This window comes from Ligilactobacillus pobuzihii E100301 = KCTC 13174 (assembly GCF_000349725.1).
Classification (GTDB): domain Bacteria; phylum Bacillota; class Bacilli; order Lactobacillales; family Lactobacillaceae; genus Ligilactobacillus; species Ligilactobacillus pobuzihii.
Map to the genome: position 1 here is coordinate 1 of NZ_APCP01000043.1, position 14803 is coordinate 14803.

General features: G+C 37.1%; 13 protein-coding genes. 10 read left to right on the forward strand and 3 right to left on the reverse strand.

What is annotated here, in order from left to right:
- Window positions 1-1050: 1050 nt before the first annotated feature.
- The 4 genes from LACPOB_RS0100240 to LACPOB_RS0100255 all read left to right on the forward strand — a co-directional run bounded on the left by LACPOB_RS0100240 (window position 1051) and on the right by LACPOB_RS0100255 (window position 5555).
- On the forward strand, window positions 1051-1983 hold the full coding sequence (locus LACPOB_RS0100240; protein ID WP_017866848.1) for a replication initiation protein: 933 nt from the start codon (window positions 1051-1053) through the stop codon (window positions 1981-1983).
- A 15-nt stretch (window positions 1984-1998) separates the two neighbouring features.
- Window positions 1999-2484 (forward strand): hypothetical protein, encoded by a 486-nt coding sequence (locus tag LACPOB_RS11405; protein WP_017866849.1) that lies wholly within the window; start codon window positions 1999-2001, stop codon window positions 2482-2484.
- A 268-nt stretch (window positions 2485-2752) separates the two neighbouring features.
- The gene (locus LACPOB_RS11410) at window positions 2753-4990 is read left to right on the forward strand and encodes a glycoside hydrolase domain-containing protein (RefSeq protein ID WP_017866850.1); all 2238 of its coding nucleotides are present in this window, start codon (window positions 2753-2755) and stop codon (window positions 4988-4990) included.
- Window positions 4991-5096: 106 nt separating this feature from the next.
- Window positions 5097-5555 carry a hypothetical protein gene (locus LACPOB_RS0100255; RefSeq protein WP_017866851.1) on the forward strand — a complete coding sequence of 153 codons (459 nt, stop codon included), beginning with the start codon at window positions 5097-5099 and terminating at the stop codon, window positions 5553-5555.
- A gap of 156 nt (window positions 5556-5711) precedes the next feature.
- Here the strand turns inward: LACPOB_RS0100255 and LACPOB_RS0100260 are convergent, their stop codons facing one another.
- Together LACPOB_RS0100260 and LACPOB_RS0100265 are read right to left on the reverse strand one after the other, a co-directional pair.
- Window positions 5712-6014 (reverse strand): type II toxin-antitoxin system mRNA interferase toxin, RelE/StbE family, encoded by a 303-nt coding sequence (locus tag LACPOB_RS0100260; RefSeq protein ID WP_017866852.1) that lies wholly within the window; start codon window positions 6012-6014, stop codon window positions 5712-5714.
- Window positions 6004-6282 (reverse strand): type II toxin-antitoxin system RelB/DinJ family antitoxin, encoded by a 279-nt coding sequence (locus LACPOB_RS0100265; RefSeq protein ID WP_017866853.1) that lies wholly within the window; start codon window positions 6280-6282, stop codon window positions 6004-6006. The genes LACPOB_RS0100260 and LACPOB_RS0100265 overlap by 11 nt, the downstream gene beginning before the upstream one ends.
- A 98-nt stretch (window positions 6283-6380) precedes the next feature.
- On the opposite strand from LACPOB_RS0100265, the gene LACPOB_RS0100270 reads away from it, so the two are divergent.
- The 5 genes from LACPOB_RS0100270 to LACPOB_RS0100290 all read left to right on the forward strand — a co-directional run bounded on the left by LACPOB_RS0100270 (window position 6381) and on the right by LACPOB_RS0100290 (window position 13213).
- On the forward strand, window positions 6381-6968 hold the full coding sequence (locus LACPOB_RS0100270) for a site-specific integrase (protein WP_017866854.1): 588 nt from the start codon (window positions 6381-6383) through the stop codon (window positions 6966-6968).
- A 31-nt stretch (window positions 6969-6999) separates the two neighbouring features.
- On the forward strand, window positions 7000-7392 hold the full coding sequence (locus LACPOB_RS0100275; RefSeq protein ID WP_010499829.1) for a bleomycin resistance protein: 393 nt from the start codon (window positions 7000-7002) through the stop codon (window positions 7390-7392).
- 343 nt (window positions 7393-7735) lie between these two features.
- Window positions 7736-8893: a cation:proton antiporter gene (locus LACPOB_RS0100280; RefSeq protein WP_017866855.1), complete on the forward strand. Its 1158-nt coding sequence runs from the start codon at window positions 7736-7738 to the stop codon at window positions 8891-8893.
- Between the two features lie 201 nt (window positions 8894-9094).
- A complete protein-coding gene (locus LACPOB_RS0100285; protein WP_017866856.1) occupies window positions 9095-11851 on the forward strand; it encodes a cation-translocating P-type ATPase in 2757 nt (918 codons plus the stop codon).
- A 453-nt stretch (window positions 11852-12304) separates the two neighbouring features.
- The gene (locus LACPOB_RS0100290) at window positions 12305-13213 is read left to right on the forward strand and encodes a glycine betaine ABC transporter substrate-binding protein (protein WP_017866857.1); all 909 of its coding nucleotides are present in this window, start codon (window positions 12305-12307) and stop codon (window positions 13211-13213) included.
- 296 nt (window positions 13214-13509) lie between these two features.
- Here the strand turns inward: LACPOB_RS0100290 and LACPOB_RS12545 are convergent, their stop codons facing one another.
- A complete protein-coding gene (locus LACPOB_RS12545; RefSeq protein WP_017866858.1) occupies window positions 13510-13617 on the reverse strand; it encodes a type I toxin-antitoxin system Fst family toxin in 108 nt (35 codons plus the stop codon).
- Between the two features lie 73 nt (window positions 13618-13690).
- Here LACPOB_RS12545 and LACPOB_RS0100300 point away from each other — a divergent pair, with 73 nt between their 5' ends.
- Complete coding sequence (locus LACPOB_RS0100300) at window positions 13691-14059, forward strand: hypothetical protein (protein ID WP_017866859.1); 369 nt, start codon at window positions 13691-13693, stop codon at window positions 14057-14059.
- The last annotated feature ends 744 nt before the right edge of the window (window positions 14060-14803 follow it).

The following is a 14803-nucleotide window of genomic DNA, read 5'->3' on the forward strand; positions in this document are numbered from 1 at the left end:
TAGTTAAATGGATAATTTATCGTTATTAGCTTTTAAAGTATTCCTAAGAGCTTTATTTGCACTTTAAATTGAATTGATGTCCTGAAAGAGGCTTGTTTTTGTTTTTTGGTTTTGATCTTGAATTTGTTTTGTGTTTTTGACTTGGTTTTGTGGTGTGGAATTTGAATTTTATTTTTTGTGTTAGTGCTGAGTTTATTAGTTTAATTAGGTGCTTTTGGCTAAGTTGTTTAGTTTGGTTTAGTGTTTTTTTACTGTATTGGAGGTCGTTTTTTGTGACTCCAGCCACAGAACAACGTGGAGAGGGTGGAGTCACAAAAAACGACCGGCTAAGGACCGCTATTTAACAATATTATCTTTGCTTAACTTAAAGAAGCGTTTCTTTAGGGATTCTGTACAGATTCTTTGGAGTTTCTTTAAAGATAGTATTTCCTTGTAATTTTTTTATAGTTATTTGATCTTAGTAGCATTGTTAGGTGTGTAATAAATATTTGTAGTTTATGACTTGCTCTGAGGGCGTGCCCGAAGATTTTCTGTTGACATGTTTTGAACTTAGCAAAGGAGCCGGGGGCGACTGCGCAATGAGCGAAGCGAATGGAGTTAAATGTGAGAGTGATCTTCTCTCACACCTTTTAGGGGCAAATGACCGGAGGGAGTGCGCAGCGAACAACGTGAGCGGAGTTTTAATGTGCAAGTGGGTTTCTTGCACTCCTTTTTTAAGCGAGGGTACCGAGCGTTTTTGAACTTTATTTTTTCTTATCTTATACATTTTGTCCGCTTTAAGTAGAAAAACTGAGTTAATTTAAAAACTGAACCTCTTTATATCTCTTTAATAACCTCTTTAAACCTCTTTAGAAAGTCTGTATCCCTTGACACTCATGGTTTATAGCGTTCTATTCCGTACATTTTGCCCGCTTATTCCGTACATTTTGCCCGCTTATTCCGTACATTTTGCCCGCTTATTCCGTACATTTTGCCCGCTTATTCCGTACATAATTATTTGATGTATTGAATAGAAAGTGATATGCTCTTTTTAAATTATGAGGTGATTATATGGTAAATGAGCTCGTAAAATACGATAATCGACTAAATTCCATTCCATTACGTCGTTTTAACTCCCGTGAAATGAATTTATTTTTTTCCATTGCTTCAAGAATCATAGATAAAGGAACCAATGATATTTCATTTTCATTTACACAATTGAAGTATTTAAGCCAATATAAAAACCACAATGGACGATTTATTGAGGATTTAGAAAAAGTATATGACAAGCTTTTAAGTATCAGTGCGAGAAATGATGACGGTGATAAAATTGTTAGGTTTGTTGCATTCACAAAATATGAAATCGAAAGATCTACAGAAACTGTAACCATTGCTGTTAATCCAGATTTTAAGGGGCTTTTTAATGAGTTACGTACATGGACTAGGTTTAGTTTGGAACAGTTCGCAAGCCTGAAAAGTACGTACTCTAAAACAGCATTTCGACTATTAAAGCAATACAGAACTGTTGGTAAAAGAAATTTTAAAATGTCTGAATTTAGAGAATTATTGGATATTCCTGAAAGTTATAGAACAGATGCCATTGATAGACGCGTTTTAAAACCAATTAAAGAAGAACTATCTCCTATATTTCGTGGTTTAAAAGTTAAAAAACGCCACGAGGGTCATGGTGGTAAAATAACCGGTTATGAGTTTACCTGGAAGCCTGAAGATAAAAACGAAAATGACTTTTTAAAAAGTTCTTGGTATGAAATGCGTAAAAAAATAACAAATATCGAAAATAATAATGATTTAACCAAGCAAGAAAAAGAAAATGCCAAAAAACGCCTTTACAATAATTACTCTAAAAAAACAATTAATCAAAAAGAAACGTTACCTAATGAAGATCGAAATACACAGCTTTCAGAGGAAGAAAAATTGAAACTACGACATGAAATAGATGAACGGCTAAAAGCTTTAGGAATGGATAAAAATTCTAAAAGTTAGTATGGGGTAAACAACATGGCAAAAACAAAAACAGTAACAGAGCTTGCTTCTGAATTAGGATATACACGACAATATATCCAAAAAATAATTAATCAACTTCCTGCAAACAAAAAGCCAAAAAAGGTTGGCAATAAATATAGTATTAGTTTGCAAAATGAGTCTGTTATTAGGAGAATTATCAAAAAGTCGCAAACTAAATCGGAAACTCAATCGACAACCAGTTTGCATAGCGAGTTGTCAGCAAAAAACACCTATATACAACATTTAGAACAAGAAAATAGTTATCTTCAACAACAATTAGAACATTCCCAACAACTTTTAGATCATGAGCAACAGTTACATTTAGCAGATCAAAAACGGATAAATCAACTAGAACAGCCCGAAGACAAACAAGCTACTAAGGCAAATCAACATGATGACCAAACGACAAATAATAATGACAACCAGCAAGAAAAGCAACCTAAAAAAGGCTTCTTTAAACGCCTTTTTGGCAATAAATAAGAGGGGCTATTTGTGAGAAACAGACCCTCAAAAATATATATTACTTGATCTTCCCTTTTTCTTGGAAGATCTTTTTTTGTTCGAAAATAATTCGACAAAAATTTGCTTTCTTGTTTTTCTGTGCTAAAATTAAGTCGTCTATTCGAACTGGTGTTCGATTATTGAGCAAATAATTTTTAAGGAGGTTGGATCAGAAACTGCTTACTAATTCGATAGCTTGTTCGTTTTAGGCGCTATAGTCACTAAACACAGAAAGGATGATTTATGTATGGATGAAATGGTAAAAGAAACACAAGTCTGGCTCAACAAAACTTATGGTTCAGTTTCTGGCTTTGGTAAAGTGCCCGAGGACGGTAATACTGGTTGGAATACAGTTTATGGGTTAACTAGAGCTCTGCAACACGAATTAGGGATCACAGATCTAGTTGATAATTTTGGTCCTTCAACTGCCGCTAAATGGGATACTCAATTTGCTAATAAAGTTAAAACTGGCTTTAAGCACAATGTTGTTAAAATAATCCAAGGTGGCTTTTGGTGTAAGGGTATCAACCCTGAAGACTTTACCGGAGAATTTACTACTAACACGGCGGCTGCTGTCGTTGAATTAAAAAAAGACGCCGGTATCAAAGACACCAGCGCCAACGTAAACTCGGACATTATGAAAGCCTTGCTAACAATGAGCGCGTTTGTTTTAGTTCCTGGTGGGGACGCTAAAATCCGTTCAATGCAACAACAGCTTAATCATGATTATCAAGCTTACACTGGTATTTTACCATGTGATGGGATTTATCAAAGGGATACGAACACTGCTTTGATTTATGCCTTGCAGGCTGAGGAAGGTTTGAGTGTTGATACAGCAACTGGTTACTATGGCCCGTCTACTAAAACAAAAACACCAACCGTGACCCAAGGACAAAAGAATAATTTTGTCAGGATTTTACAATGGGGTCTCTATGTTAATAACAAAGTTTACACAGGCTCTTTTGACGGTTCGTATGGAACAGCCGTTGTAAATGCTGTCTCTTCTTTTGCGACAACTATGGCTCTAAGTTCTACTAATGGAGCTTCTGCTGGCATAGACGTTTTCATGAGTTTATTGACTTCTGCCGGCAACCCAGACCGTTCCGCTATTGCCTGTGATACTTCGTTTCAGTTAAATGCCACTCGTGTTTCAACGCTTAAAAAGGCCGGTTATTCAATCGTTGGTCGGTATTTAACAGGGTCAGTTGGTAGTGGCAGTACAGAGAGAGCAAAAAATTTAACAGCAACTGAAGTACAAACAATTACAAGCGCTGGATTAGCTCTCTTTCCAATTTTCCAAGACGGAGCTTCTGACGACCAAGCCTATTTTACTAGTACACGCGGAACCGCAGACGGTCATAAAGCTGGTCAGGCCGCCAAAAGGCTAGGATTTCCTACTAACACAGTAATTTATTTTGCTGTTGATGCCGACATTCAAGCTGGAGATATTTCTGGATCGGCCACTCCTTACTTTAAGGCCGTCCAAAGCAGCGTTGCAAGTTATGGTTATCAGACAGGTATTTATGGAACACGCAACGTTGCACAAACAATTATCGCTGCTGGTTTCGCAACAAAGGCCTTTGTTTCAGACATGTCAACCGGTTATTCCGGTAACTTAGGTTTTGCTATTCCAAAGGCTTGGGGCTTTGATCAATTTTCTGAAATCTCTATTGGAGATTTTGCAATTGATAAGGTAGCTACAACGTCCAGCCGTCAAACTGCTATCAAAGAACTTAGCCCTGAAAAATACGGAACTTCTGACGATCTTAATAAGGTTAATAATGTTATCCAAAGTTTAGCCGACGGTACAAATATTTTTCATCTTTTCAAGGGAATTAAAGTAACTGCTGCAGGGGATATTTATACCGTTAACACCTTATTTGCGACAATTACTCTTTCAGTTGATTTTGAAGGGGATATTAGCACAGAAGGTGGAATCGCAAAAACCACTTACAACATCAACAACCATAAAGTTGATTTCTCATTTGATGGTCCTGTCCAAAAGGTTATTGAGGAAAACAAACTTGCATTTGACCCTAACTCATTGTTATCTCAAATTTCAGCAATTGGTGGAAAAATTGAAGCCGGTGATATTACCACGACTAGTAACATTAGTGCCGGTGATCATGTGTTGACGCTACAGCTTAAGTCTACCATTGAGCACAAAGGCCAAGATAACACGACTTATGATTTAGGATATGCTATCACCCTTAAGATCCATATGCACAAATATAATGGCTCAACAGTACCGGTAGGAGTTTCAGCAACGGACGTTGAAAAGTATAATAATAATCTTGATACTATTTTTAAGGCGGCTAAAGATACAGCTAAGTTTGCACTTAGCATTGAAAACTACAGGTCAACATTACTCTCGTCCGTTTTAGAATCACTACCCAAAGCCCCCGATCCTGGAACAGTGATTGGCTATGAACTCGATGCTACTATTATATTTGTAGGTATACTAGCTTTGGCTATAGCCGCTTAAAACTTAAAAACAAGGATTCAAAAGAATCCTTGTTTTTTTTTATACTTATGAGAAAATTATAAAAAATGTTCTCTAAATTTGTTTAATCCATGAAAGAAGACTTCTTATGACCTTTTTTATTGATTTATTGTTACTTTTAACGTTGTTTTTTTTAATTTCTTATCTTTACACTACAAAAAAAGAAAAAAGAAAAAAAACAAGCATTATTGAGCTTGGTAGACTACCAATTTTATATGGAAAACATTACCGTACTTTTCAAAAGTTTAATAAATTCCGCCTCTTATTTGGAGCCTTAGCATTAATTAGTCTTACAATTGGTATTTATACTGCTATTTTTGAAAGAGATTTTTCTATGCTTGGATTTACAGATTCCATTGGTTTTTTTGCATTATTCTTTGCTTTTTTTATGGAACTTTTAAAAAACCAAACAATACAAAGGAAAAAGATACAGTATGACCACGCATTAAAGATTACAGATAAAGAAAAAAGAAACAAGACTATTTCTATTTATGGTATTTGTGCTTGCTGTTTCTTATTAGGAATCTTAACTTTCACAACACTTTAAATAATCATTTTAGGGTCTATTATTGAGTAATGGACCCTCGGAAAAGTTGTTAAATCAACCCTTTAATGGTAAGCTAAATTTTAAGGGGCAAAAACTACCACTAAAATATAAAAATAGCCCCTGATTTTTTAACAAAATCAGAGGCTATTTTAAAGCTTATTGCGCTAAAATTTCATGCGGTCCGGTTGTGACCAACAGCAAGATCAGCTCTGTGTGATCAATGCGATAAACTACGATCCAGCCGTCATAATTTTTTCCGTAATTACCATAACGAGCTGGATGAAATTCGCGATATCCGTGCCATTTTCCTTGTAGCGCATGATCTTTGATCCGTTTTAATGTGGCTTGATCTTGCGCCACGATCGCTGCAACACATGGTTTTAAAATTTCAATCGGGAAGTGTTTTTTCTTCAGCTTTTTTAGTTCACGTTCGAAAGCTTTCGTGGCCTTAATCTTCATCTAACTGATCAATCCAATCGTTAAAGTCAGTGACTGAACCAATCTCAGTAACTTCACCTTTTTCAGCTTCTGCTTTGGCAGCTAGTGCTTCCGGAGAATCTAAAAAATTAAGCAAACGAACTTCGTTATTGGCCGCTTTAACCAACGACAAACGGACATATTCCGAGACGGTCAACCCTTGTTTGGCCAGATTAGCTTTCGCACGTTCACTGATCTCATTGGTGACCCGCGTGGAAATTGTTTTATCTTTTATGGTTGCGTTACTCATTTTATTCACCTTCTAGTTTTTCGTTTACGATCGTATTACATCTATAGTATAAATAAATCTTTTACTAAAAGCAAATTTCAGTTAAGGGGGGCATTATTATGGAACAAAAAGTCTTACCGATCAAAGATTCGAACGTTTTACACCAGGTCCAGCGCTGTTTAAGCGAAGATTTCAAGGCCGGCCGGCGCAACTACACCATTTTTCAGCTCGGCAAGGCGACTTTGTTGCGTGTCAGCGACCTTTTAACGCTCAAACGGGCAGATGTCTTCGACGAACGAGGAAACGTGCGTCTCAACGCGTATCTCCATGATCAAAAAACGGGGAAAGCCAACCGCTTATACTTAAAACCGGTCATTGGCGACCTCTTAGCCTACCAACAGTGGTTACAACAGGAAAATCTAATCTCGCCCTGGCTCTTTCCCTCCACGCAGCACCCGGACCAGCATTTGACCGAGAAACAGTTTTACAAGATCATGCGTAAAGTGGGCGATCTGTTGAATTTGGACTATTTGGGAACCCATACTATGCGCAAAACCGGCGCGTACCGCGTCTATGTCCAATCAAACTACAATATCGGGCTGGTTATGCACCTCCTAAACCATAGCAGTGAGGCTATGACACTGGCTTATCTGGGTTTAGATCAAGCCAGTACCGAGGAAATGTTAGATAATATCGACTTTGGATAATAAATTAAAACTAATTTAGAGGTGCTTATTAATGAATTTCAACAAAACAATTCCTGAATTGTCTGTCTTTGATATTAATAAATCAAAGAATTTTTATCTAAATGTTTTAGGAGCTAAAATTGAATATGAGCGTCAGGAAGATAAATTTGTGTTTCTGTCCCTAGAAGAAAATCAATTAATGCTGGAAGAAATACATGACAATGGTTGGAATATCGGAGAATTAACTTATCCTTTAGGACAAGGAATAAACATTTCTTTGGAAATAAAAAATGTCGATTCAATCTATCAAAGAGTTAAAGAACATAATATTACCTTATACCGTGACATGAAGATTAGTCACTACACTGGAGCCAATGAAATAATCAAGCAAAAAGAATTTCTGTTGCAAGATCCCAATGGATATTTGTTAAGACTTACAAACTAAAACCAAAAGCTATTTGCTATTTGCGTCGTACTAGGTTTTTCTTGCATATCTCAATACTCCATGCTACTCTTAAATAAATAATTATTTCTATGTTTATGCGTAGCTGTTAGAATAATTTTCTAACAGCTATTTCTATGAGCAAAAAACAACTTTAACTAAAAAGTCTGCTTCTTCATGTCACAGATAATTTTTGCTTATACTAAACTCTGCTCTATACGAGGTTTGTTTTATTGCTAAATTTAAATAGTTTTGGTTGAAGTTTCGACTTTCAAGAATTTTCCTTGGTTTGGGTTGCCAAGGATTTTTGGAAGTCTTTTTTTTTTAATTAGAAGGAGATTTTGTAATGGAATTTATTGGTTCGTTATGTTTAATTTTAATTTCAACTGCCATTGGCGGTCATTTTAGTGCCCGGCTCAATTTACCAGCCGTGATTGGTGAATTATTGGTCGGCATTTTATTAGGGCCTGCGCTACTTAATTGGCTCCAGCCAAACGACTTTATCCACTTCTTTTCTGAGATCGGGGTCGTTATTTTAATGTTTATTGCTGGTCTCGAAAGCGACCTTTCGCTACTCCGTCGTTTTATTCGGCCAAGTACTTATGTTGCTGTTGTGGGTATGCTTTTTCCTATTCTTATCGCTTACTTAACAGGCTTATATTTCCACTTTTCACAGTTGGAAAGTATCTTTCTGGGAGTGACTTTTGCAGCCACCTCCGTTTCAATTTCAGTCGTTGTCCTCCAAGAAATGAAACAACTCGATAGTCACGAAGGAACTACTATTCTAGGAGCCGCTGTTGTAGATGATGTTTTAGCCGTAATTGTTTTAAGTATCCTCATCAGTTTTTCTGGTGGTCAAGTTAATAGTAGCGGCAACAAGCAAAATCTTGTTCTTTCGCTTTTGCTTCAAATTGGTTACTTTGTTTTACTTTTTGTTTTAGGTCGCTGGGTTATTCCTTATGTGATGCATTTTAGCTCCAAACTGTTAGTTCCCGCTTCTGAAACACTAATTTCATTAGTTCTTTGTCTGGGATTAGCTGATTTAGCTGATATCACAGGCTTAAGTACTGTAATCGGAGCCTTTTTTGCTGGATTAGCTATCGGTCAAACTGATTATAAAGTTCTAATTGATCGTAATATCGAACCGATCGGTTATGCAGTATTTATTCCAGTCTTTTTTGTTAGCATTGGGCTTAATATGACCTTTACGGGGATTATTAATGATTTTTGGCTCTTTTTTGTTCTCTCGATCGGTGGGATTCTTTCAAAATTATTGGGCGCTGGTCTTGGTGCCAAACTAGCACATTTTTCCTGGCCAAGTTCTTTCATGATCGGTGCTGGCATGGTTTCACGAGGAGAAATGGCTTTGATCATTGCTCAATTGGGGCTTCAAAGTCACTTACTATCTATTGACCGGTATTCTGCTGTGATCGGGGCCATTATTATAACCACATTGATTGCACCATTTTTACTAAGAGGAACTATTTCCAAAATAAACCACTAACATAATTCACTTAACTAGTTTTGCTAGGTTAAAAATTTGCAAAAAACACTAAATTTTAGTATTCTGTGGTAAGTATTCTTTTTCAACACAAAAATATAGCATAGGTTGAAGCGCAAGCTTTCAAGATTTTTCTTCCAAGGGTGAGGGAGATCTTGTTAGCTTGCGTTTTTTGTCTTTTATCGTTAAGGAGAGGTGACGTAAATGGAAGTCTACCAACAAGAAAAAACAGCCCTTCTCAAACAACTTCACGTTAATCCAAAAAAAGGGTTATCTGCAACACAAGTAACTGATCACCGAGAAAAATGGGGCGAAAACAAACTACCTGAAAAGAAAGAAGCTCCTTATTGGAAAGTTTTCTTGAAAAATTTTAAAGAGCCGATTGTAATCGTGCTTATGGGTGCAATTGTCCTTTCACTACTAAGCGCTTTTTATGACATTCAAGTTCAAGGTCATGTTAAAAGTGGCCGTGAATCGTTATATGAAGCAGCAGCTATTTTTATTTTGATCGTCATAAATGCCTTTTTAGGCTTTTGGCAAGAAATCAGTGCTCGTAAGAGCCTAAACGCCTTACAAGAAATGAATGATCGGCATACAACTGTTTTACGTGACAGCAAATGGCAGAGTATCCCTACAACTGAAATGGTTGTGGGCGATATTGTTAATAATCAAGTGGGTGATTTTGTCGAAGCTGATATTCGTTGGCTAGACGTTAACGAATTACAAGTGATTGAGGCCCATTTAACTGGAGAAGCTGATGCAATCGAAAAAAATACTGCGCCAATTCCCACAGAAGTTGAGGTCGGCGATCAAACAAACATGGGCTTTTCTGGCTCCACTGTCTCCAACGGACAAGGTCTCGGCGTAGTTGTTGCAGTGGGCAGTCAAACCCAGTTAGGCGATATTGCGCAAATGATCCAAGCCGTGGAAACCAAACCGTCCCCTTTACAAAACACCGTCAAGAGCCTAACTAAAACACTAATGTTAGTTTCAGCAGCTTTGGTTATTTTTACTTTTGTTGCTGGCATCATTAAGGCTGGGGAATTTACTTTTGCCTCATTTGCTGCGATTCTATCTACTTCCATTGCTTTAGCTGTCGCCTCCATTCCTGATGCCCTACCTGCTGTTTTATCCATTGTTCTAACTATTGGAGCTCGAAAAATGGCCCAAAATCAAGGCTTGATCAAATCTTTGAATAGTGTCGAAACACTTGGTGCTACTTCCTATATTTGTTCCGATAAAACCGGAACCCTAACTAAAAATGAAATGACTGTTGTTAAATATTATGCCAATGGTTTTGCTTATGCAGTCAGTGGTTTAGGCTATAATCCAAGCGGGCAAATTTCGAGTGAGGACGCTCCTTCTATTAGTAATTCACAAGATTTTTTAACCGGTGCTGTTCTGTGTAATGAATCTTCGCTTCAAAAAAACGACCATGGTGACTATGAGCCGCTAGGCACCCCGACTGAAGTTGCTTTAACTGTCTTAGGGCGTAAGGCAGGTTTAGTACGAGAAAAATTACTACAAGAAAGTAAAATAGTCCGGACCTTACCTTTTAGCAGTAGTCGTAAAATGATGAGTGTGATTGTTAAACACAATGATAAATATACTTTGTTTACTAAAGGTGCACCTGATGTGTTAATCAAACACAGCACGGGGATCCTGGTTGCTGACCAAGTCGAACAGTCAGAGCAAGCACGAACTACTTTTTTAACCACCGTTGACCACTATGCTGACGATGCTTTAAGAACTTTAGCCGTAGGGCAAAGGACTCTTAGTAAAGAAGAGGCTTTGCATGGCACAACTGAATCCTTAGAACAGTCCTTGGTGTTAACCGGAGTCGCTGGAATTATTGACCCGCCACGGGAAGAAGTTAAAACTTCTGTTAAAACCTTGCACAATGCCAATATTGAAGTCGTCATGATCACAGGAGACCATGAAAAAACTGCCCGGGCAATTGCTTTAGATCTGGGGATCATTGCAGACAAAACTGCCCCGGTCCTTAAAGGGATCGATATTGAAAAAATGAACGACGACGAACTTTTTGACAAGGTTAAAGTTACTGACGTTTATGCACGAGTCTCACCTGAGCATAAGCAACGTATCATTAAGCAATTACAACGATACCAACAGATCACCGCCATGACTGGTGACGGGATCAACGATGCGCCAGCTTTACGTGTGGCCGATATTGGTGTTGCTATGGGAATCACTGGGACAGAGGTTACTAAAGATTCGGCCGATTTAATTTTACTAGATGACAAATTCACTACCATTGAAAGAGCGGTCAAAGGTGGCCGCACAATTTATGGTAATATTAAAAACTTTATGCGGCATGAGTTAACTACCAACGTTGCGGAAGTTTTAGCTATCCTGCTTGGTTTATTATTCTTTAATCAAACTGTTGGCCATGTGCCAGGCACAACACCAACCTTGACTGCTCTCATGGTTTTATGGGTCAATATGGTCAGTGACGCTATACCGTCGTTTTCTTTAGCATATGATGTCCCTGAAGATAATATCATGACACAAAAACCACGAGATCCTGCCGAATCAGTCTTAGCCAACCATGTTTGGTCACGAGTTTTAATCCGTGGTTTCTTTATGGGGCTATTAGTATTCTTAGCCTTTTTATGGGCTGCACACCAAGAAATGACCAGTCAACAAGCACAAACTGTGGCTTTTCTAGCTTTAGTTTATGGTCAACTGTGGCACGTTTTTGACGCACGTAGTAGCAGAACTTTATTTGAAAGAAATCCTTTTGAAAATAAGTATTTAGTTGTTGCTGTGTTATTTGCCGGGATCAGCTCATTTCTAATTACTATTATTCCCTTTTTCCAGCTTGTTATGGGGACAGCTTCTTTATCGTGGCCTGTTTATTTACTCGTTTTATTAGTCCCAGCAGTCCCAACTTTAATTTTATCTGGCTTAAAAGAGCTCTTTAAGATTAAAATTTGGTAGTTTCTCGTAAAAACAGTCTACGTGTTTTTAATAACTCTAGATAAGTCCCAGTTATGTTAAATAGGTCCACTCCAAAATTGAGTGGACCTATTTTTGTGCAAAAATAGAACCTCCTGATGCTCTACCAGGAGGCCGAATGTCATTCGTAGTCACTTTCAGACTTGGGGATCAATCCAAGTCGACTAGAAGGTGAATCTCAATGACCATTTCCCTCAACATTATTATAACATAGCTTTTTACTATGCTAGAAACTGCTAGAAATTTGCCAAAAAGTCTGCGAAATGAAAAAAGCTAAGCTACGTTACAGTACAATCATAAATATGTGACGCTTAAGAAGGGGCCATTTATCTGGGAACTTTGCAGCAAGACCACCATGTGGTGTATGATATACCATCATATACCGCGGTATTTATTCCCAAAATGAACTAATCACAAATTGTAAGGAGTCAACATTTGAAAAATAACATTTACCATTATATAAAATTCCTACTAGCTTTTTTTACCTTAATGATTATACTTACTGCCTGTGGGGACCCTCCAACATATAAAGAAAATCAAAAACTGGGCAAACAGGTGAATTATACTATCACAGGTATTGAAGCAGGCGCTGGTTCAATGGAAAAAACTGAGGACGCTTTAAATAAATATGGATTAAAAAAGGCCAATTGGCAAATTATGCCAACTTCAACAGCAGCTATGACTAGTACTTTAGATAAAGCAGTCAAACACAAGCAACCAATCGTAGTTCTTAGTTGGCAGCCCCATTGGATGGTTGCAAAATATTCCTTGAAATTTTTAAAGGACCCAAAACATGTTTATGGCCATGGTGAATCAATGCGCACCATAGCAAGACTCGGCTTTAGGAAAGAAAATCCTGGGGCTGCAAAACTATTAAAACAGTTTAATTGGACGTTAGACATGGCTGTCCCACTAATGTTAAAAATTAATGACGGTATGGATACTCAAAAAGCAATAAATGAATTTATTGAAACCCATCCTAAACAGGTAAAAAAATGGACCAAAGGCGTCCCAGCAGGTAAAGGTAAGAAAGTTAATTTAGTTTACACACCGTATGATTATGAAATAGCAGCAACGAGGTTAGTAAAAACTCTTTTAAAACAAAAAGGTTACAATGTAACTATGAGACAGTTAGATATAGGTGTCATGTGGAGCTCTATTGCACATGGTAGTTCGGATGCAACCGTAACAGTAGAATTACCAGTCACTAATCAATTATATGCTAAAAAATATCAAGGCAAATATGATGAACTTGCTAAAAATATGCAACACGCTAAGACAGGTTTAGCGGTGCCTAAATATATGAAAGATATAAATACGATAGATGATTTAAAAAACAAATAATTTTGAATCCTGCCTTAACCTTATTTGCAATAAACCAGTTGATTTAATAAATTAAAGTCTCAGTTATGCTAAAAAGAAACTTCTGATACGCTAAACTAGCTTTTATTAAAGCTAGTTTTAGTCATGTTATAGTAAGTAAACCTAGAAATTGCTCTACTTTTAGGAGCATGCTATAATGAGCTTGCGGAACGAAAGAATATCGTGCATAGACAGCACAAGAGCCGGTACCCCTGCATGGGTACCGGCTCTTTTTTTCGCTGCGCGGAATTCAGCGTGTGGGTTAGATTGACAACTTGCTAGTGATCGTCGTCTTTGTCACTCTCATCTAACCAATGAGAGAATAGTTTAATAACTATACCTACAATAATAGGTGCGACAATCAACGAAAGAATATCATGTACCATAGACAACGCCCCCTTTCAGGGCAAGTTGCCAGTTAAAAGTATAACATTTGTTTCACTTTTAGGAGGGACCTTTATGGATTTAGATTTTCAAAATCACCAGTTTGATCTTTTTACTGACTGGCGACCCAACCAAACTAAAAAAGAATTTACGCAAAAATTGCAACAACAAGCTCAAGCAGAAAAAGCACAACTACCTCACTTATTAACTCGTGACGACTTAAAAAAACGCTGGGACATGAACTCTCGGCAAAGTGTCCACCAAGTTGCTAGCAAACTCGATTTTCCAGCCCCAGTTTATACTTTCAATCAAGGTAAAACACTGCTTTATTTAGAAACTGAAATTCAGATTTATGAAATCAATCATCCGTGGATCATTAGTCCAGCAGATCGGTTCAATTATAGTCAATGGATTTTTGAGAATGTGATCAATTCTGATGACTAACTTCACTTGAATTTGGTCTTGTTGGCGCCAGCCTTCTGTTACAAAATCCCCACGTTTTTCTAGTGGGGAAATACCCTTTGACAGTCGTCAAGGGTGTAAGTGCGCACACTCCTGTCATTTTTGACAGGTCAGGTTTAGTTCTTTTGTCTTTTTGAGTTAAGATTTTGGTTTACTGTTTTTTGATTTTGACTTAGTTAATTTTTTAGGTACTTTTGAATTTAAAAACGTGGTTGAACTTGAATTTAGCTCTATGTCTGTGAAGTTAACTTTTAATTTTTTCTAGTCACATTTTCAGGAATTTTTATTTTAATATTGGGGGAATTATTTGCGGTAACTTAGGTCGGACTTTGCAACTCCAGCCACAAAACAACGTGGAGGGGGTGGAGTTGCAAAGTCCGACCGTCTATTAACCCAGTTATGACGCTTTTTTTAATTCCAAAAGTTTAGAACTGTTTCTAAAGCTATTCTAAAGTAATTCTAAACTTAAACTAGGCTATAAAGTTGTGGGTAAACAGCACAATTTTGGGTTTAGGTAATATTTCAGGCTCACTTGTTGCATGGCTGCAAATTTGACTTCTTTTTAGGCCAACTGTTTAGTTAAATTTGTTTTGGCTTTATTTAGTCTTAAAATGCATTTTAAGCGTTTTAAATAGTTAAATGGATAATTTATCGTTATTAGCTTTTAAAGTATTCCTAAGAGCTTTATTTGCACTTTAAATTGAATTGATGTCCTGAAAGAGGCTT